17 protein-coding genes and 1 pseudogene are annotated in these 19,054 nt (G+C 43.3%); 10 read left to right on the forward strand and 8 right to left on the reverse strand.

Annotated features, from left to right (window positions below; all coding sequences use genetic code 11):
- Positions 1-22: 22 nt before the first annotated feature.
- The gene (gene glnD / locus FTV42_RS10630) at positions 23-2,695 is read left to right on the forward strand and encodes a [protein-PII] uridylyltransferase (RefSeq protein ID WP_180038728.1); all 2,673 of its coding nucleotides are present in this window, start codon (positions 23-25) and stop codon (positions 2,693-2,695) included.
- Between the two features lie 17 nt (positions 2,696-2,712).
- Positions 2,713-3,882, forward strand: coding sequence for a succinyldiaminopimelate transaminase (gene dapC, locus FTV42_RS10635; protein ID WP_180038729.1), 1,170 nt, complete (start codon positions 2,713-2,715; stop codon positions 3,880-3,882).
- 102 nt (positions 3,883-3,984) lie between these two features.
- On the opposite strand, the gene FTV42_RS10640 is transcribed toward dapC, so the two are convergent.
- Both FTV42_RS10640 and msrB read right to left on the reverse strand, forming a co-directional pair.
- Entirely contained in the window at positions 3,985-4,461 is a 477-nt protein-coding gene (locus FTV42_RS10640) for a glutathione peroxidase (RefSeq protein ID WP_004278946.1), read from the reverse strand.
- Positions 4,458-4,877, reverse strand: a complete 420-nt coding sequence (gene msrB, locus FTV42_RS10645) for a peptide-methionine (R)-S-oxide reductase MsrB (protein WP_004645533.1) — start codon at positions 4,875-4,877, stop codon at positions 4,458-4,460. Before msrB ends, FTV42_RS10640 begins: the two co-directional genes overlap by 4 nt.
- A gap of 228 nt (positions 4,878-5,105) precedes the next feature.
- Here msrB and FTV42_RS10650 point away from each other — a divergent pair, with 228 nt between their 5' ends.
- Both FTV42_RS10650 and FTV42_RS10655 read left to right on the forward strand, forming a co-directional pair.
- Complete coding sequence (locus tag FTV42_RS10650) at positions 5,106-6,536, forward strand: pyridoxal phosphate-dependent aminotransferase (RefSeq protein WP_180038730.1); 1,431 nt, start codon at positions 5,106-5,108, stop codon at positions 6,534-6,536.
- Between the two features lie 212 nt (positions 6,537-6,748).
- Complete coding sequence (locus tag FTV42_RS10655) at positions 6,749-7,960, forward strand: YbfB/YjiJ family MFS transporter (protein WP_180038731.1); 1,212 nt, start codon at positions 6,749-6,751, stop codon at positions 7,958-7,960.
- Here the strand turns inward: FTV42_RS10655 and FTV42_RS10660 are convergent.
- The 3 genes and pseudogenes from FTV42_RS10660 to FTV42_RS17580 all read right to left on the reverse strand — a co-directional run.
- Entirely contained in the window at positions 7,939-8,499 is a 561-nt protein-coding gene (locus FTV42_RS10660; RefSeq protein WP_180038732.1) for a M23 family metallopeptidase, read from the reverse strand. The genes FTV42_RS10655 and FTV42_RS10660 overlap by 22 nt on opposite strands.
- Positions 8,500-8,644: 145 nt before the next feature.
- Positions 8,645-8,773: a hypothetical protein gene (locus FTV42_RS17575; protein ID WP_005170281.1), complete on the reverse strand. Its 129-nt coding sequence runs from the start codon at positions 8,771-8,773 to the stop codon at positions 8,645-8,647.
- 602 nt (positions 8,774-9,375) lie between these two features.
- Positions 9,376-9,539: pseudogene (locus tag FTV42_RS17580) on the reverse strand (NADP-dependent isocitrate dehydrogenase); the annotation flags it as partial.
- A 195-nt stretch (positions 9,540-9,734) separates the two neighbouring features.
- On the opposite strand from FTV42_RS17580, the gene FTV42_RS10670 reads away from it, so the two are divergent.
- Positions 9,735-10,523 carry an rRNA large subunit pseudouridine synthase E gene (locus tag FTV42_RS10670; protein WP_180038733.1) on the forward strand — a complete coding sequence of 263 codons (789 nt, stop codon included), beginning with the start codon at positions 9,735-9,737 and terminating at the stop codon, positions 10,521-10,523.
- Here the strand turns inward: FTV42_RS10670 and FTV42_RS10675 are convergent.
- Both FTV42_RS10675 and FTV42_RS10680 read right to left on the reverse strand, forming a co-directional pair.
- Entirely contained in the window at positions 10,520-11,905 is a 1,386-nt protein-coding gene (locus FTV42_RS10675; protein ID WP_180001306.1) for a heavy metal sensor histidine kinase, read from the reverse strand. The two genes, FTV42_RS10670 and FTV42_RS10675, sit on opposite strands and share 4 nt — an antisense overlap.
- Positions 11,902-12,573, reverse strand: coding sequence for a heavy metal response regulator transcription factor (locus FTV42_RS10680; protein ID WP_005097421.1), 672 nt, complete (start codon positions 12,571-12,573; stop codon positions 11,902-11,904). Before FTV42_RS10680 ends, FTV42_RS10675 begins: the two co-directional genes overlap by 4 nt.
- A gap of 120 nt (positions 12,574-12,693) precedes the next feature.
- On the opposite strand from FTV42_RS10680, the gene FTV42_RS10685 reads away from it, so the two are divergent.
- The 3 genes from FTV42_RS10685 (at position 12,694) to paaI (ending at position 14,181) form a co-directional block, all read left to right on the forward strand.
- Entirely contained in the window at positions 12,694-13,191 is a 498-nt protein-coding gene (locus FTV42_RS10685) for a heme-binding protein (RefSeq protein WP_100355845.1), read from the forward strand.
- Positions 13,192-13,260: 69 nt separating this feature from the next.
- Positions 13,261-13,659: a hydroxyisourate hydrolase gene (uraH, locus tag FTV42_RS10690; protein WP_100355846.1), complete on the forward strand. Its 399-nt coding sequence runs from the start codon at positions 13,261-13,263 to the stop codon at positions 13,657-13,659.
- 129 nt (positions 13,660-13,788) lie between these two features.
- Entirely contained in the window at positions 13,789-14,181 is a 393-nt protein-coding gene (paaI, locus tag FTV42_RS10695; RefSeq protein WP_074383292.1) for a hydroxyphenylacetyl-CoA thioesterase PaaI, read from the forward strand.
- 65 nt (positions 14,182-14,246) lie between these two features.
- Here paaI and FTV42_RS10700 read toward each other — a convergent pair whose 3' ends face one another.
- Positions 14,247-15,950 carry a M61 family metallopeptidase gene (locus tag FTV42_RS10700; RefSeq protein WP_180038734.1) on the reverse strand — a complete coding sequence of 568 codons (1,704 nt, stop codon included), beginning with the start codon at positions 15,948-15,950 and terminating at the stop codon, positions 14,247-14,249.
- Between the two features lie 175 nt (positions 15,951-16,125).
- On the opposite strand from FTV42_RS10700, the gene FTV42_RS10705 reads away from it, so the two are divergent.
- Both FTV42_RS10705 and FTV42_RS10710 read left to right on the forward strand, forming a co-directional pair.
- Positions 16,126-17,439, forward strand: a complete 1,314-nt coding sequence (locus FTV42_RS10705) for a D-alanyl-D-alanine carboxypeptidase PBP6B (RefSeq protein ID WP_180038735.1) — start codon at positions 16,126-16,128, stop codon at positions 17,437-17,439.
- A gap of 250 nt (positions 17,440-17,689) precedes the next feature.
- Entirely contained in the window at positions 17,690-18,976 is a 1,287-nt protein-coding gene (locus FTV42_RS10710) for an NAD(P)/FAD-dependent oxidoreductase (protein WP_005263416.1), read from the forward strand.
- Positions 18,977-19,054: the final 78 nt, after the last annotated feature.

The raw sequence follows: 19,054 nt of genomic DNA on the forward strand, positions 1-19,054 counted from the left end.
AAATACCAACGGACGACTGTACATGATCAACACCCATCCACTGCTGAATTACGCTAAAAGTAACCATGACATTAAAGCCATCAATCAATGGCGCAGTGATGTCGAAAATCAGCTTCAGGAAAGTTTTGAAAATGGGCAGTCGATTCGGGATATTATTCTGGCGCGTTCCAATCTGATCGATGAAGCCCTGCAGTTTCTCTGGCAGCATGCCGAACTGGCTCAAACTGATTTGGCCCTGTTTGCTGTCGGGGGCTATGGCCGTCGTGAAATGCTGCCTTATTCTGATGTCGATATCATGATCTTGTCAGAAGACGAGATTAACCCGGAACAGGAACAACTGATTTCTACATTCATTTCATCGCTTTGGGACGTGGGGAATTTCAAACCCGGTATCAGTGTCCGCACCATCAATGAATGTGTCAATCAGGCCAGCAGTGATCTGACCGTCGCCACCACCCTGATCGAAGCCCGCCTGATTATTGGCAATGAAAACCTGTGCAAATGGCCACGTCGTATCGTGTCACGTACCTGGACTGACAAAACTTTTTTTGATGCCAAGATGGATGAGCAGCATAAACGCTATGCTCAGCACAACAATACCGAAAGCAATCTGGAACCGGATATTAAAAATGCGCCGGGTGGCATCCGTGATATCAACCAGATTGGCTGGATTGCCAAACGGCATTTCCGCGTCAATCGCATTTATGATCTGGTACATCTCGGTTTTATTTCAGAATTTGAACTCGGTGTGCTTGAGGAAGCCGAAAGTTTCCTCTGGGAAATCCGTCATCACCTGCACCGCCTGACCAAGCGCGATGAAAACCGCTTATTGTTCGATTATCAGCGTGATATTGCTGCCAAATTTGGCTATGTACGTGAAGAGGCGCATCATCCGAACTATCCAATTGAACAGTTCATGAAGCGCTATTATCGCAGTGCACAGCAAGTGTCTACGCTGAACGAAATGCTGCTGGCCTATTTTAATGAATCGGTCATTACGCCACGTTTACCGCAATATGAACGCCAGATCGAAGAAATCAACCAGAACTTTAAACTGGTCGATGGCAAACTGGCTGTGCAGCATCATAAGATTTTCTCGGAAAATCCAAGCGCAATTCTGGAAATTTTCTATCTGCTGGCCAATCGTCCTGAGATCGAAGGTATTCGTGCGCGTACCTTACGCTTGCTGACCTTGGCTGGAAAACGCATTGATCAGGATTTTCGTGATAATCCGGTGCATCAGGCGCTATTTATGGCGATTATCCGTTCACCGCATCGACTCTATGACACCATGGTTGCCATGAAGCGTTATGGTGTGCTTGGAAATTACATCCCGGCCTTTGGACAGATTCTGGGACTGATGCAATATGACCTGTTCCATATCTATACGGTCGATGCACATACCTTATTGCTGCTGCGTAATTTAAACCGCTTTAAAGAACCTGAATTTGCCAAGGAATTTCCGGTGGTCAGTTCAGTGTTTCAGCGTCTGACCCGTCGTGACATCGTCTATCTGGCAGCAATTTTCCATGATATTGCCAAAGGCCGTGGTGGTGATCACAGTGAACTTGGCGCCAGTGATGCGATTAAATTTTGCCGTAGCCATGGCTTTACTGAACGCGAAAGTAATCTGGTAGCCTGGCTGATCCAGAATCATCTGGTAATGTCTGTCACTGCGCAGAAAAAAGACATCTCCGATCCGGATGTGGTCAAAGAATTCGCAGAAAAAATGGGTGATATGGAACATCTGGACTATTTGTACACCCTGACAGTCGCCGATATTAACGCCACCAATCCGAAGCTGTGGAATACCTGGCGTGCCTCGCTGATGCGTCAACTATATACTCAGGCACGCGACGTGATCCGTTCCGGTCTGGGTCGTCCGGTTGATTATCAAATGCTGATTGAAGATACCAAATTTGTGGCCAGCGAACTTCTGGTTCAGGATTTTTCACTGGATGAAGTAGAAAAAGTCTGGCAGGAACTTGGTGATGACTATTTCCTGAAAGAAACAGCAGATGAAATTGCTTGGCATACTCGTGCCATTTTACAGCACGGCGACAATCCTGCCCCACTGGTGTTAATGCGGGCACACCGTAAATATGCCCAGGATGCGGTACAGATCTTTATTTATACGCAGGATCAACCCAACCTGTTTGCTACCACGGTGGCTATTCTGGATCGCATGAATCTGGATGTACAAGATGCACGAATTATTACTGCCACTAAAGCGTTCAGTCTGGATACCTATGTGGTACTGGACCGTTTTGGTACCTTATTGACCGATCCGGAACGCGAAGCCACAGTGATTGAAGCCCTGAAAGATGCCTTGAGCCATTCAGATGAATATCCGGGCTTGATGCAACGCCGGATTCCGCGTCAATTACGTCATTTCGATATTGAAAATACAGTCGATATTAGTATCAATCCTGCCTTGAATCAGAATATGGTCGAAATTGCCACTCTCGATCATCCCGGTTTACTTGCCAAAATCGGTGGTTTATTTATGATGCAAGGGCTGGATATCCACTCTGCCAAAATTGCCACACTGGGCGAACGTGCCGAAGATATATTCTTTGTCACCAAAAAAGATGGCAACCCTATGACACCTGGAGAATCTGCTGAATTTGCAGCTGCACTTAAAACTGCGCTGGATGAAGCCTCTCATCAGGTTTGTAGTCAACACTCACATTAAAACGCGGTTACTTATTCATGAACTCTAGCTTGTCTTTACTGCACCCTTATCCGTTTGAAAAGTTAAATCAGCTTTTTGCGGATATCCAACCTGCAAATATGCCCTTAATTCCCCTGTCGATTGGTGAACCAAAGCATCCTGCACCGGAGTTTGTGAAACAAGCGATTATCGATAACTTCAAACATTTGTCGACGTATCCCAACAGTAAAGGCCTGCCTGAGCTACGTGAAAGTATTGCCCAATGGCTGACGCGCCGTTTTAAGCTAAATAGCATTAGTGCAGACAGCAATATCCTGCCTGTTTCCGGTACGCGTGAAGCGATTTTTTCGTTTGTACAGGCTTTGGTGAATCATGAAGATGCACCTTATGTAGTGATGCCGAATCCGTTTTATCAGATTTATGAAGGTGCAACGCTGCTCGCAGGTGCCAAACCTTATTTCATCAACTGTACTGAGGAAAATAACTACCTCGGTGATTTTGATGCAGTTCCGACGGAAGTCTGGGAAAAAACGGCATTGCTATTTGTCTGTACCCCGGGCAATCCAACCGGTGCAGTACTATCAAAAGAACAGTTTAAAAAACTGATTGCCCTGTCGGATCAATACAATTTTGTGATTGCTTCAGATGAATGCTATTCGGAACTGTGGTTTGACCAAGCACCTGTAGGTTTACTGGAAGTTTGTGCTGAAATCGGCCGGGATGACTATAAAAACTGTGTGGTGTTCCATTCACTGTCTAAACGTTCTAACCTTCCGGGCATGCGTTCAGGTTTTGTTGCCGGTGATGCCAGCCTGTTAAAACCTTATTTGCAATACCGTACTTACCACGGCGCAGCGATGCCGGTACAACATCAACTGGCTTCAATCGCTGCCTGGGATGATGAAGCGCATGTGGAAGAAAACCGGGTGCAATACCGTGCCAAGTTTGATTTATTTCAACAGGAACTCGGACATTTATTGCCACTCAAAAAACCGGATGCAGGTTTCTATTACTGGTTAAAAGTCGACAATGATGAAGCCTTTGCCAAACGCCTGATGGAAGAAGCACATATTAAAGTTCTTCCGGGTCGTTATTTATCCCGCGATACTGAACAGGGTAATCCGGGTGAAAATCATGTACGCCTGGCACTCGTAGCCGATCTGGCGCAATGTGAAGAAGTCATTCAACGCCTGAAAGCTATTCTCTAAGTTTTAATCATGACTAAAAAACCCACTGAATTAAAGTGGGTTTTTTAATTAACACTAGATGAATTCTGTTTTTATCTCATACTGAGAATATGACACTAATGATTACAATACTTTGGCAATTTCATCTTCAAGATCTTCAGGCTTGGTGGTTGGTGCAAAACGATTCAACACCTTGCCATCACGACCAATCAGAAACTTGGTAAAATTCCATTTAATTCCATTGCCTAAAATACCTTTGGAATTATTAGTTAAATAGCGAAAAATGGCATGCGCTTCAGGGCCTTTGACATCCACCTTGGAAAACATCGGGAAAGATACCCCGTAATTCTTCTGGCAAAACTCACCAATCTGTTCATTGGAACCTGGATCTTGACCACCAAACTGATTGCATGGAAATCCCAAAATTTCCAGACCTTGATCTTTATATTTTTCGTAAAGTTTTTCTAATCCTGAAAATTGTGGGGTAAAACCACACTTACTCGCTGTATTGACGATCAAAAGTACCTTGCCTTCGTAATCTGCAAGTGGCTTGCTTTTGCCATCTAACAATTCAGCTTCAAACTGATAAATGTTAGTCATGGGTAGGTTTCCTCATCATTTTTTTCTTGTGTTTCTAAGTCCAAAGAAGCCGAGTTGACACAATAACGCAAACCCGTTGGTTCTGGGCCATCTGGGAAAACATGCCCTAAATGTGCGTCACAATGATGACAAACAATCTCAGTTCTGACCATTCCGTGTGAAGTATCAGGTAATTCTTCTACCACCGAACTGCTGACGGGACGGTAGAAACTTGGCCAGCCACAGCCGCTGTCATACTTGGTTTCAGATGAGAACAGTGGCGTGCCGCAGCAACGGCATACATAAGTGCCATCTTGCTTGGTATTCCAGTATTTTCCAGTAAATGCCGGCTCGGTTCCCTTCTCGCGCGTAATGCGAAACTCCTCAGGTGATAACTCTCTTTGCCATTCCCGGTCTGATTTATTGAGTTTTCCCATGATCACATACCTTTTTATCTTGCTATTTAAAATAGGATAATCCTATATTTACGTGATTCATTTTAAAAATTCTAGTCTTTATTCAACATTTTACAAAAGACATATAATGCCCAAAAAAGCAAAAAGAAAGCAAATATAAAAATAAAAGTAAGCAATTTTTACATTAAATGTTTTTTAGTGAGCAAATTTAATGGTATTCTTAGCTCTAAATTTGCTCAGGATTAAAAAATGTCGCAAAAAAAGAGCGTAATTTTTAAAAATCTGCTGCCTGTGATCAAACAATATCAGCAGCTTGGATTTACGCATGAAAAAATTGTTGCACTACTTCGAGATGAACATGATCTCGATCTAGTCACAACTGAGACATTTAAAAGTTATTTATATCGTTATGCAAAAGTGACCTCCACTCCTTCCGAGAACATCAAAATGCCGAACACTTTCCAATCCCCTCGCGAAATCAAGAAATCATCCAAGCTTGATCATGTATGCTACGACATTCGCGGACCTGTGTTACGAGCGGCCATCGAGATGGAAGAAGCCGGTCACAAAATTATCAAATTAAATATTGGTAATCCTGCCCCATTCGGTTTTGAAGCGCCGCAAGAAATTATCAATGATGTGGCTTTAAACCTGCCGAATGCGATTGGCTACACGGATTCCAAAGGAATTTTTCCGGCGCGTAAGGCGATCTGTCAGTATTATCAGCAAAAAGGCATTCTGGATATGCACGTCAATGACGTTTATATCGGTAATGGTGTGTCTGAACTGATTGTTATGGCCATGCAAGGTCTGCTGGATGATGGCGATGAAATGCTGATTCCAATGCCAGATTATCCACTCTGGACGGCAGCAGTGAATCTGTCTGGCGGTACTGCGATTCACTATAAATGCGATGAAGAAAATCACTGGTATCCAGATATTGCTGATATGGAAAGCAAAATCACGCCAAATACCCGTGGTATTGTGATTATCAACCCGAATAACCCGACCGGTTCGGTTTATCCACGTCATGTGTTGCAACAAATTGTCGACTTGGCCAAGAAATATGACCTGATTTTATTTGCTGATGAAATCTACGACAAAATTATTTACGATGGGATTGAGCATGTTGCGGTAGCAGCTCTGGCTGGCGATCAGCTCTGTGTTTCGTTTAACGGTTTATCTAAAGCCTATCGTATTGCTGGTTTCCGTTCCGGCTGGATGGCCATTACCGGCGATAAAGCACGTGCCGCAGATTATATCGAAGGTCTGGATATGCTGGCGTCGATGCGTCTGTGTGCCAACCATCAGGCACAATATGCGATTCAGACTGCACTGGGCGGTTATCAGTCGATTAATGACCTGATTCGCCCTGGTGGGCGTTTATATGAACAGCGCAACATTGCCTGGGAAATGCTGAATGAGATTCCAGGTGTGTCTTGTGTCAAACCTGAAGGTGCGATGTACTGCTTCCCGAAACTGGATCCGAATGTGTATCCAATCCAGGATGATGAAAAACTAATGCTGGATTTGTTACGTGCCGAGAAAGTACTTCTGGTTCAAGGTACAGGTTTTAACTGGCCAACACCGGATCATTTCCGTGTAGTATTCCTGCCGGCTGAAAATGAACTGCGTGAAGCCATTACCCGTGTTGGCCGTTTCTTGGCCAAGATGCGTTAATTCTTGAAATAGACAATATAAAAAACCGCGTTGATACGCGGTTTTTTATTTCTCTGAAAAAATTCAGGCTTTTGACTGATGAAATCTTAAAAATCATACCGGTTTCTTTGAGCAAATTTCTGTACTCAATGGTTTCTTCTCAGGCAATTTCCCCTCAATCATGAAGATTCATGTTATTTTTTGACCAAATATAAAATTCTATGAGTACACGGATGTCCTCAAACACAATCAAGCTCAGCCTTTTTCTTTGTCTTAGTATGTGCTTGGGCATTGGCATTCTTCGCTTTTCTTATACCGCACTGTTACCTGGCACACGCGAAGCCTTTGGCTGGAGTACAGATTTTGCCAGTCTCTTGGGTAGTGCCAATTTGCTGGGTTATTTAATCGGTGCATTTACTGCCATGCGCCTGCCTCAAGACCGCAGCATGGGTACCTATATTCAAATTTCAGCCTTTGCCGGTATGTTCAGCCTGATGTGCTGTGCATTTTCTGGTTTCTCTGAAGCGTGGTATATCGCTTGGCGTATTATTTCCGGGATCAGCGGTGGACTAATGATGATCCTATCGCCGAGTGTGGTCGCACAGTATTGTGAACTTCAGGATCGTCTTAAAATCAACTTTATTGGTTTTAGCGGGATTGGACTAGGTGTTTTAATTGCGACCCTGTTTCTGCCTTATCTGGATCAAATTTCCATACAGACTGCCTGGCTGATTTTATGTGGTTTTGCCCTGCTCATCTGTATCGTGTTAAGTCTACTGATTCAGAAATTTAAGCCGTATTTGTCGGCACAAGCTCCTGCGGTTACCTCTCATCTATCTCTGAATAGCGTCTTTTATAGTTTACTTACAGTTTATGCTTGTAGTGCTTTCGCCTATATACCCCATTCACTCTTCTGGATTGATTATTTAAGCCAGCAGTTGGGATTGAGCTTGTTCTGGATTAATTTCAACTGGATTCTGTATGGACTAGGTAGTGCTTTAGGCGCCTTGAGTGCTTATGCACTGGCCAGAAAATGGGGTAATTTTGTTGCCCTGAAAATTCTTTATAGTCTTTATATTATGGCTATTTTTATTGCAACCCTAGATGCCAGCCCATTGCTTACTTTTAACTCTTCCTTTTTCACTGGGATGCTAAATCCGGCTGTGGTCTTCCTGACCTCCTATACCATTTTGCAACTGTATGGACTGGCTTATAAAAAGCTCTGGAGTATTGCTACCTTGTGTTTTGCCTCGATTCAGCTGATCGGTGGACTCAGCTTTAGTGCGCTGCAATATTTTGGATTGAGCTATCATCAACAGTTCATACTGGCCACATTGGTTCTTTTATTAGGAACATTGCAATTGTTCTGGTGTACACGTCCTGCCAGACTCAAGCCTGAACAACAAACTCAGCCAGTGTCTGCTCATGGAGAAGGAACTAAATAAGGATAAGGATTGGTTGCTCCTTGCCCACCCAGATAAATCCCATAATGTAAATGCGGTGGGGTATTTTTAGCATTGCCCGTATTACCCACATAAGCGATGACTTCACCTGCTTCGACCCAGTCGCCTTCCTGAATATCCGCTGCATAATCATCCAGATGTGCATAATAATGCTGACTCATATTGGGGCCAGTCACCCAGATAATTTTTCCACCCAGATTGTTGGTACCAATCCTACGCACAATCCCTTGGGTCGCGCTAAATACTGGCGTACCGCGTTTGGCAAAAATATCCGTCCCTTCGTGTTTACGACCTGCACTGCGCGCGGCTCCCCACGTATCATTAATTTGACGGACTGTAATACCTTCGACCGGAATCTGTAACGGTGCTTCTAATTGAGTCTTTTTCAGTTGCCAATAAAGATAAGGACTTTTCCATCCTGCTGCTTCACCTGAAGGTGGTGGCTGACAGGCGGTCAAGACAAAGCATACAGATAAAATTAAGCTTAAAATCCGAAAAAATTTCACCAATATTATTCGCATTTATTTTAGAAAGATGGTTTTTATCTTAAGCAGAACAGCACAATTTAAAGTCGTAATCTTGTAATTTTTTGAATGATATTTTTATAAAATCAATGATATAACAACGCCCTTATGTAAGGGCGTTGTTATGGAAGGTAGCTAGGAATTACTTACGTTTTTTTGCACGGGAGGGTTTGGCTGGTTGTTGCTGTTGCTGTTGTTGCTCTTCATTCTGAGCGCTGTCCTGCTTGTCCTTTTGTTGGACCTGCTTATGTTTCGCTTTAGATTTGGCCATATTATGTACTCCTTCGGAGAAACGTCTCTATCACTGGAAGTTCCATTGATCACTCTAACGTTTTTGGAAAATATGCCAATCATCGAGCTGTATCCAAATGCGTCAATGTAATAATAGGTTGGCTAAGTGATTCAACTCAGAACAAATCCTGTTCTGGCTCACTACAATCTTTACGCAAAGTTGCAGCTTGATACTCATTTTAACTTTTGGGCGTTTATCAATCAGAATTTAAGAAAATTTAATTCCCCTGAGAAACCTGCGATTAATATAGGTTTTAATTAGGAGAATCAGGCTTTAATGAGTTAAGTATATCTGCAATAGTAGGATGATCAAATTCAAAAAAAGCTCGCAGTCTTGCGCTTGACCTCCAGCGCAAGACTGCGTGAATGTTCGCTCTTTGGCTATTTTTATAGCTAAAATCTTCTTTATGATCAGGTCAGGACTTCTTTCTAGTAGTTCATGTTTAACGCACAATTTAGTTCAAGGTGATTCTAGTCATGTCCATTTTTTCTCTTTGATTAACTTAATAACCTTTTTTACTTCTGACAGATTCGATATCTATCTGATCCAAGCATTTGAGGGCTTACTACTCTATACTTTTAAACTGTAACATCTACCACTGCCTGTATTGTTGGTGTAATATCAGCACCAATTTCATTCCCTTTGATACATGGGACAATTGGATTATTTGCTAGGTTGAGTGACAGGTCTGCATTAACGGTAATTTGGCACCATCCGCAGGTACTACGATCTTTTGATATTCTATTCTTCATATTTTTCCGAATGCTACTGACAAACCTAAAAATAATTGCCAATTAGGCAATACTTTCAACTGTTCTTAACGCATAATATTCTAATCCAGATTCGTTGTTTTTGAGATTTATACGGGAAATAACCAAATTTCCCTTTAAAATAAGCCTCTACATTTTTTAAGTTTATGTAATTATAGAAGTTATTTCCTATGAAAATCGTCATTTTAAACAAGCCCTATGACGTCCTCTCCCAATTCCGCCCAGATGAAAAACACCCAACCATGGCTGATTTCATCGACGACAAAGATTTACGTCTTGCTGGTCGTCTGGACATGGACTCAGAAGGTCTGGTTTTTTTAACAGATCACGGTGGTCTGAACCAGTACATCACCAATCCTGCCAATAAAAAGTTTAAAACCTATATGGTGCAGGTTGATGGTGATGTCACCGAAGAAGCACTTGAGCAGCTTCGTAAAGGTGTGGAACTTAAAGATGGCATGACCCTTCCAGCCAAAGCTGAAAAAGTATCTGAACCGGAATGGTTGTGGGAGCGTAATCCTCCTGTACGTTTCCGTGCATCTGTCCCAACGTCTTGGGTTGAGATTTCAATTTGTGAAGGCCGTAACCGTCAGGTTCGTCGTATGACCTCTGCAGTGGGCTTCCCTACACTGCGTTTAATCCGTACTAAAATTGGTGATATTGACCTTGTACGTATGGATATTAAACCGGGTGAAACCAAAGAAATTGAACCTTTACTTTATCCAGATTTCCAGAATGTTCCTGCTGAAGAGCCATACCGTTCACGTTCTTATGTGAAAAAACCGGGTGGTACGGGTGGTAAGCCAATGGTTCGCAAGAACAAAGATGGTTCAGTGAAAAAGTCAGGTACCAAACGTATCTGGCAAATGGACGAAAGCGAAAAGCCGAAACGTCGTACCAATGGTACAACTCGTCCAAATACCAAAGCACCTCGTGGTCGCGGACGCGGTCGTGGTTAAAACCCAGTCTGCTCATCAGGTAGGGACAGGCTAAAGATCACGCCAGACGGTGTATTTTCTACAGTTGTCTGCCCCTGATGGAGCTGCATGATCGACTGTACAATGGCAAGGCCCAGACCACCCGTCTGGGCTTTTTCGTGCCGGCTGTCATCGATCTGATAAAAACGCTCAAATAAATGCGGATGGTGCTGCTCTGCAATCCAGACTTCTGGCGTCAACACTGATATTTTAATCCTGTGGTTGAGTCGCTGTGCAGACACAATAATCTCACTCCCAGGCTGACCATAAGTAATGGCATTGCTGATCAGATTGGCGACTGCGCGCTGTAACAATACGGTGCTGGCTGTCAGACTTAAATCTGGCGGAACATCCACTTTTAAATGCATCTGCTTCTCTTCGGCCAGAAAGCTGAAGTACTCAAGCAATTCTTGCAGCATGTCATTTAGATTGAAATGCTGTTTTTCAATCGCATATCCGCCATGTTCTACCCGGGCGATAAACAGCATACTTTCAATCATCTGGCTCAGGCGTTCGTATTCTTCCAAGTTGGAATAGAGCAGATTTTCCAGTTCAGCAGGTTCGCGCGACCGCGATAACAGAATCTGTGTCTGCCCGATTAAATTGTTTAATGGGGTGCGAAGTTCGTGTGAAATATCCTCAGAAAAACGTGCCAGCTGCTGATACGCAGCCTGAATATTAGCGAGCATATCGTTCATGGCCTGACGCAGCTCTTGAACCTCAAGCGTATTACTCTGAACATCGATGTGCTGATTGGGCTGCTGAATATTGACCTGTGCTGTAGCCAGCATCAACTGGCGCATGGACTTGAGAATATAGCGTCCTGCCAGCCAGGCCATCAAGGTCGAGAGCAGTATGCCAAGCAGACTATAGAGCACCAGTTTTGATAAATAGTTTGCCAGTATCCTTTGTCCCTCTGCCAGCTGCTTGCCAGCCACCAGCTGATAACTGCGACCATCAAACTGCACCTGTTTAAAAGCCAGTCGTGTCGAAGGCTGTTCAGCCTGATTATTCTGAAACTGTAAGGCAGAGGTATAGTGCAATGCCGGAATATGAATCTGCAAAGGATTGATTTCAATCAAGCGATTATTCTGATGTTGCAGCAGCAGTAGATTATCTTCTTGCCCCAGCATGTTTTCATATAATTTGGGATGCTGAACCAAAAGCTCGAAACTCTGGGCATCTTCAAGAAATATTTCAATTCGGGAAATACGTGCAGCCAGTGCCTGATCCTGCTGAGCCTGAATCATCTGTTGCATATTTTGATAAGACAGTAACGCCACACTCAAAAAAACCACGCAGGACACCAATGCAAACGCAATACTCAAGCGTGTTGCCAGCGGTAATAAGATAGGATTGTTCATGGGTATTCATCAAGTTTATAACCCATACCGCGTACGGTATGAATCAGTTTTGGCGTGTAATGATCATCAATTTTGCTCCGCAGCCTGCGAATGGCCACATCCACCACATTGGTATCGGTATTAAAATTGATATTCCAGACCATGGAGGCAATCTGGCTCCGGGTCATCACCTGCCCCTGATGCTCCATCAACAGTTGCAACAGCGCAAATTCTTTCTGGCTTAATTCGATCTTTTGTTCATTACGATATACTTCATGCTTTAGGCGGTTCAATACCAGACCTGCAACCTGATAGGCCTCCTGCTCCAGTCGCGGCACACGGCGCAACAGACTTTTGATCCGGGCCAGTAACTCAATATAGGAAAAAGGTTTGGTCAGATAATCATCGGCGCCAAGCTCCAGGCCTTTCACCCGATCCAGCACATGATCGCGTGCAGTGAGCATCAATACCGGAATCTGGCTAAAAGTTCGCAAGGTTTTCAGCACCTGCCAGCCGTCCAGATCTGGCAGCATTACATCCAGCAGTACCAGATCAAATGACTGTTGCTGCAAACAGGCCAATGCCAACACGCCATTTTCAGCAATGGCCGTGCTATAACCTGACTCACTCAGTCCTTTTGCCAGATATTCAGCAATCTTGACTTCATCTTCTACAATTAAAATATGCATGTCAGTAGTTTAGCTGTTTTTAGCTATGCCTAGATTACAAATTGGTAATCTGATTGTCATGCTGCACTGGCGTATTTCTTTCTACAATAGCAACAGTATTCAATTGCATGAATGACAAGTATGAAAAATTCAATCGCCAAAACAACCCTAGCCTTGTTCAGCAGCTCATTACTACTCAGCTCACTGGCACATGCAGAATTAAAAACAGCACCAGTCATGTCGCTAGAAGCAGCAAAGCTTATGGCCAGCAATGTCATGTTGGCCTGCCAGAAACAGGCCAAGCCCGCAGCAGTCGTGGTTCTGGATCAGGGTGGTAATCTGCTGGCTAGTCAACGCCATGAATCTGTCGGCATTCACAACCTGATCGCAGCAGAACGCAAGGCCTTTACCGCGTATTCAACGAAAACCAGTACGCTGGATTTTATGCGCAATGCCCAGAACAATCCGGACGCACAGAACCTGAATAGTTTGCCTGAACTGCTGTTACTGGGCGGCGGTGTACCTGTTATGTACCAGAATCATATTTTAGGTGCTGTAGGTGTTGCGGGTGCAGGCGGTTCGGAACAGGATCATCAATGTGCCAATAGCGGCATTCAAAGCACTTTAAAACAGCTTTAATCTATTTACATAAGTCTTATTGGTTTCTTTTATTCAATATTACTTCATCCATCTACTGAGGAATACAACATGAAAAAAATCCTGCTAGCAACCCTTGCGAGCACCGCAGCCACGCTTTCCTTTGCACAGAATCCACTTAGTGTGCATGTTCTGAATCAGGAAACAGGTTTACCTTCCGCAAATATTGCAGTTACTTTGGAAGCACAGCAAGGTGAGAAATGGGTCAAGCTCAATGAAGCTGAAACAGATCAAAATGGCCGTATTAAAGAGCTATATCCAAAAGATACCAATCTGCAAAAGGGTATTTATAAAGTGACCTTTAAAACGGGTGACTGGTTTAAGGCCAATAATCAGCGGACATTCTTCCCTGAAGTACCGGTGGTCTTTATGATTGATGGTGCTTTAGAGCATTATCATATTCCACTGTTATTGAGCTCTTATGGTTATTCGACTTATCGCGGTAACTAAGCTCTTTCACTTAAGGCCCATCTTATTGGGCCTTATTCTTTTACTTGTTATTCTTGTGCTGGAATGCTATTCATGACTCATATTAAATGAATTTAAAAATAAAACGTATCTCAAACAAGGAGCTTTGCAATGGATCAGCAAGTCAACCAGATGTTTAATCAGGATCGATTAATCCAGCATCTTGGTGCACACCTTGTTGCTTATAGTCACAATCACGCAAAAATTTCGCTGAAAGTCACTGAACAACATTTACAGGGTCACAAGACCTGTAACGGCGCAGTGATTTTCGCGCTTGCAGATGCGGCATTTGCCATTGCCTGTAATACAGGTGAACATCCGGCTGTTGGTCAGCATTGTGGAATTCATTATTTAAAATCAGGAGTTCTTGGCGATACATTGACTGCTGTAGCAGAACATAGGGCCAGCAGTGGCCGTAGCGGAATTTACGATATTCAGGTGATAAATCAGCATGATCAAATTGTGGCAGAGTTCCGCGGTACGTCTCGACTGATCATCAGATAATTTTCAAAACTTGATGCAATAAAAAACCGATGCCTAAGCATCGGTTTTTAAAGTTTGAAATTTAATTAAGCTTTCAACCACTTTTCAGCTTTAGTCTGATCTTCAATTTTCAGTTCAACTTCGGTCAGTTCAGAACCAGCTGCCTGAACTTCAAAGCTCATCAGCTCGTCACGACGAAAAGCATGCATGGTATAAACACCTTCCTGTTTTGCATAACTTTCCATTAACTTCATCGTTGCTTTTAAACCATCAACGGCAATAATCACATCATTGGCAGAAAGGCCAGCTACTACAGCAGTACTATCACGACGCGCCGACTGAACCAGTACACCTTCCGGCTTATCTACCAGTTTTAAACCGAAAGGCAATGACTTGTCATTTTTCAGGTTATAACCGATACCAAACTCAGGCAATAACTGATCCAGTGGCAATTCATCTGTGGTATTAATCAAGTGATTAATCTGCTCTGACCAATCATCACCGGTCAGCTCTTTGCATAATTCAAAGATCGTCCGCTCATGTACCTGAACACCCTTTTGTGCATTTTCATACAAACGGCGCATCAAGGCATCCAGACTTGAACCACGTAAACGCAGACCCAAATCCAGGCACAGTGCAACTAAACAACCTTTGTTGTAATAGCTGGTACCCGCATTATTCGAGTTTTCATCCTGACGATAGAATTTCACCCAGGCATCAAAACTGGATTCAGACACTGACTGAATCACACGTCCCGGATTTTGCAAATAACGGTCAATCTGTGCTTTTAACAAAGCAATATACGATTCCTGATTAATCACGCCGCTACGCAGCAAAATCAAATCATCGTAATAAGAGGTGAAACCTTCAAAGATCCATAACAGAGAGGTATAACCTTCTCTGTTTAAATCATAGTTAACGAAGTTTTCAGGGCGAATAAACTTCACCAACCATGAATGGAAATATTCGTGGCTACATAAGCCGAGGAAACGCTGATAATCTTTTGAAGGTTCTTCAGGTTCATTGGCCTTAGGCAAGTCATCACGCGGTGAAATCAAGCTGGTAGAATTTGGATGCTCCAGACCGCCATAGCTATTGCCGGTTGCCATGGTCATAAAGGTATAGTCTGTAAACGGCGCCGAACCAAACATTGAAATTTCTGTAGCACAGATTTTTTCAATGTCCTGCTGCATACGCGCCGCATTCATCGCGTGTTTGCCTGACACCACAAACTCATGCGGAATACCATTTGCTTCAAAACTGAAACGGGTTTGTTCTGCTAGCTCAAATGGCGCATCAATCAGTTCGGCATAGTTTTTAGCTTTCAGCGTGAAACGGCCTCTGACCAGACTTTTGGCTTTCATGCCGGTTGCCAGCTGAAAATGCTTTAATTCATCTGGCAGGAAGATTTCCAGTTCAATTTCTTTATTTTCCTGACCTTCTAGCCCTAAACATGCACAAGCGGGATTCACATAGAGACGATTTTGATCCACATATGCACCACGAACGGACAGATCATAGGCATACACATCATATTCCACCGTAATCAGCTCATGATCGGTATTGAATAAACGCCATTTGTTCTTTTCAAATTTCTGGATCTGTAACTGGCGCCCATCTTCATCATAGGCTTTGACCGCTTCAATGTGCTTGGAAAACTCTCGAATCAGATAGCTTCCCGGAATCCAGGTCGGCAATGACAGGACTTGAGTCGGGTCCGCAAGAAAACGAATAGTCACGTGAATAAGATGCTGACGATAATCGTCAAATTCAATTTGATAATGCAACATAATGAACGATATAAAATTAAAATAAATGAGATATAGCTTAGCTTAGCATTTTTTAAGCCAGTATGGTTTAGCTGTCTTATTTGTCTACATTTACGACTAGCTATCTGTATAAAAAAGGCATAGCATGCGTGAAAATTAAATCGTTCAACACCCGCCGGGTTATCAAGGAACACCATTGAAATACATCATCTCACTGATTGCGGTTTTCAGTTTATTTATTTCTGCATTTTCACATGCTGCCCTACTCAATATTGTGCCTGAAAGCGTTGAAGCTGAAGCCTGGACCATTCTGGATTCACAGTCTGGCCAAGTCATTGCAGAGCACAATGCCGACGTTCAGCGTGCTCCGGCTTCGCTGACCAAAATGATGGTGGCTTATATTGCCTTAAAGGAAATTGAAGCCGGAAAATTAGATAAAAATGAAGTTTTAACCGCGACCTCTGTGGTGAAAACTGTGATGTGGGATGAGTCACAAATGTACCTGAAAGAAGGTGATCAGATTTCAGTCGATCAGCTTCTGGCGGGCTTAATTATCATGTCTGCTAATGATGCCGCAGTCACGCTGGCTGAGAAAATTTCGGGTGGTATTCCGCAGTTTGTTGAACGTATGAATCAGGAAGCCAAAGCGCTGGGCATGCAGCATACCAATTTCCAGAATCCGGCCGGCATTACCATGCCTGAGCATTATTCGACTGCCGCCGATTTGGCCAGACTGTCTATGGCGGTGGTGAATGAAACTCCAGATTATCTGTATTATTCTAAGCAGCCAAGCTTTACCTACAATCAGCATTTTCATCGTGCGACCAACCGTGTGCTTCAGGTCGATCCTACAGTAGATGGTTTAAAAACCGGTTTTACCCGTGCAGCGGGCTATAATCTGGCACTAACCGCCAATCGCGTCACCGCAGATTTTGAAATGCCAAATCGCCGTCTGATTGTGGTGGTGCTGGGTACTAAAAGTGCAGCAAAACGCGCTGAAGTATCACATAAGCTGATGAATCTGGCTTATACCTATACTCGCAATGAAGTAGCGATCAAAGATCAACAGCTACTGGCTGAGTTGCCTGTAATTAAATCCACCTTAAAAATGTTTAAGGTGCAAACCAAGCAACCGCAGATTATTACCACTTCTTTATATGATCAGGGCTACAGTATTGACCTGAATCAGTTTGACCAGGCAAATCAGCGTGTCATGCTGAATACTGGTGATGGCGTTTTAAAAAGTATCGAGCCATTACAGGAAACTCAGACTCATATCAATGTTGAAGTGAAAGCATCTGAACTCATTGCACCTTTGGCGACCATGATGCCTTTGGCGACCATTCAGGTTTATCAGAATAATCAGTTGATTCGCACCATTCAAATTGAAGATCATGTCGAAGTTGAAGAAGCCAATCTGTTTCAGAAGTTCTTTAGCTGGCTACAAGGCTTATTCGGTTTATTTTCAGACAATACACCAAGCGTAAAGCTTTATCCTTTAGATAGATAATAGCGCTACATCTCAAGTCACTTTTCTTTAAGCTAGAAGATCTCCTCTCTGATCTTCTAGCAGATTCCCTTTATCAATCTCGCTCTCCCCTTGCTTCCTCAAAGCAGCGATACTTACCTGCTCTCACAGAATTGCTACGTTTTGTAATTTGTATAACAATTTTAATCAAGACGCGTTTTAGTGCATGCCATAGTATATTTTCTCTCTATTTCTCTTATTTTTATTAAAAAAATAAACAGGTTAATCATATATGACAGCGCATAAAATCGTGATTGTGGGTGGTGGTGCCGGTGGTCTGGAACTGGCGACTCAGCTGGGTGAGAGCTTGGGTAAAAGCGGTAAAGCCCAGATTATTCTGGTCGATCAAAAACTGACACACATTTGGAAACCGCTGCTGCATGAAGTTGCCGCAGGCACCTTAAATCCACATGAAGAAGAAACTAATTATTTTGCCCATTCAGCCGCACATCATTATGAATTTGTCTTGGGGACATTTACCGGTCTGGATCGTGAAGCGAAACAGATTGTGGTAGAAACAGAATATTTCTCCAAAAAAGCCCAAGCCAAGAAGAACCAGCGCATCGACTATGACACCCTGGTACTGGCCTTGGGTTCTACCTCGAATGACTTTAATACCGAAGGCGTCAAACAGTTCTGTCATTTTCTCGACAGCCGTCCACAAGCTGATATCTTTCAGCAGGATCTGTTGCATCTCTACTTGAATGCTCAACATGAAGCTTCGAGCCGTGAACTGAATATCGCGATTATTGGCGCCGGTGCAACCGGAGTAGAACTGGCAGCTGAACTGGTGGAAGCCAAACACAATTTCTTTAAATATGGCTTAAACAAGGTCGACCCAAATAAAGTCAAAATTACCCTGATTGAAGCGGCGGATCGTATTCTGACTGCACTCTCGCCGAAAGTCGCCGAACATACCATGCAACAGCTGGAAAAATTTGGCATTGAGGTTTTGACCAGTCACCGCGTGGCCAAGGTTGATGAAGACAAGATTTATTTTGCAGATGGCTCAAGTCTGGATGCCGAGATTAAAGTCTGGGCTGCAGGCATCAAAGCACCTGAAGTCTTGGCACAACTGCAAGATATGGAAAAAGACAATATTCACCGGTTGAAAGTCTACTCCACCCTGCAAACCAAATCTGATCCAGACATTTTTGCTTTTGGTGACTGTGCACACTGCCAGCCTGCTGCAGATGAACCAGTCTTGGGTCCACGTGCACAAGTGGCTAGCCAACAGGCCAATTTTCTGGCGAATGCCTTGAAAGCGCGTGTCAATGAAGAAAACTATTTACCGATGTTTAAATTTTCTGACAAAGGTTCACTGATTTCCTTAAGCCAGAATAAAGCCGTCGGCGAGTTGCTCGGTCAGGTGAATGTTCAAGGCTTTGTTGCCAAGTCAATGTACGTTTCTTTATACCGAATTCATCAGGCGACCATTCATGGTTATGCGCATGCCGGCATTCTGACTGCAAAAGATTTTGTTACACGAAAAATTTCTCCAAAGCTGAAATTGCATTGAAATTCCAGAATTTTGCCCAATCAATGAAAAAATCGTCAACAAAATTGTCAAATTGCGTTTTTTTGCTAATTTTAGTCT

Source organism: Acinetobacter sp. YH16052 (assembly GCF_013417155.1).
Lineage (GTDB): Bacteria > Pseudomonadota > Gammaproteobacteria > Pseudomonadales > Moraxellaceae > Acinetobacter.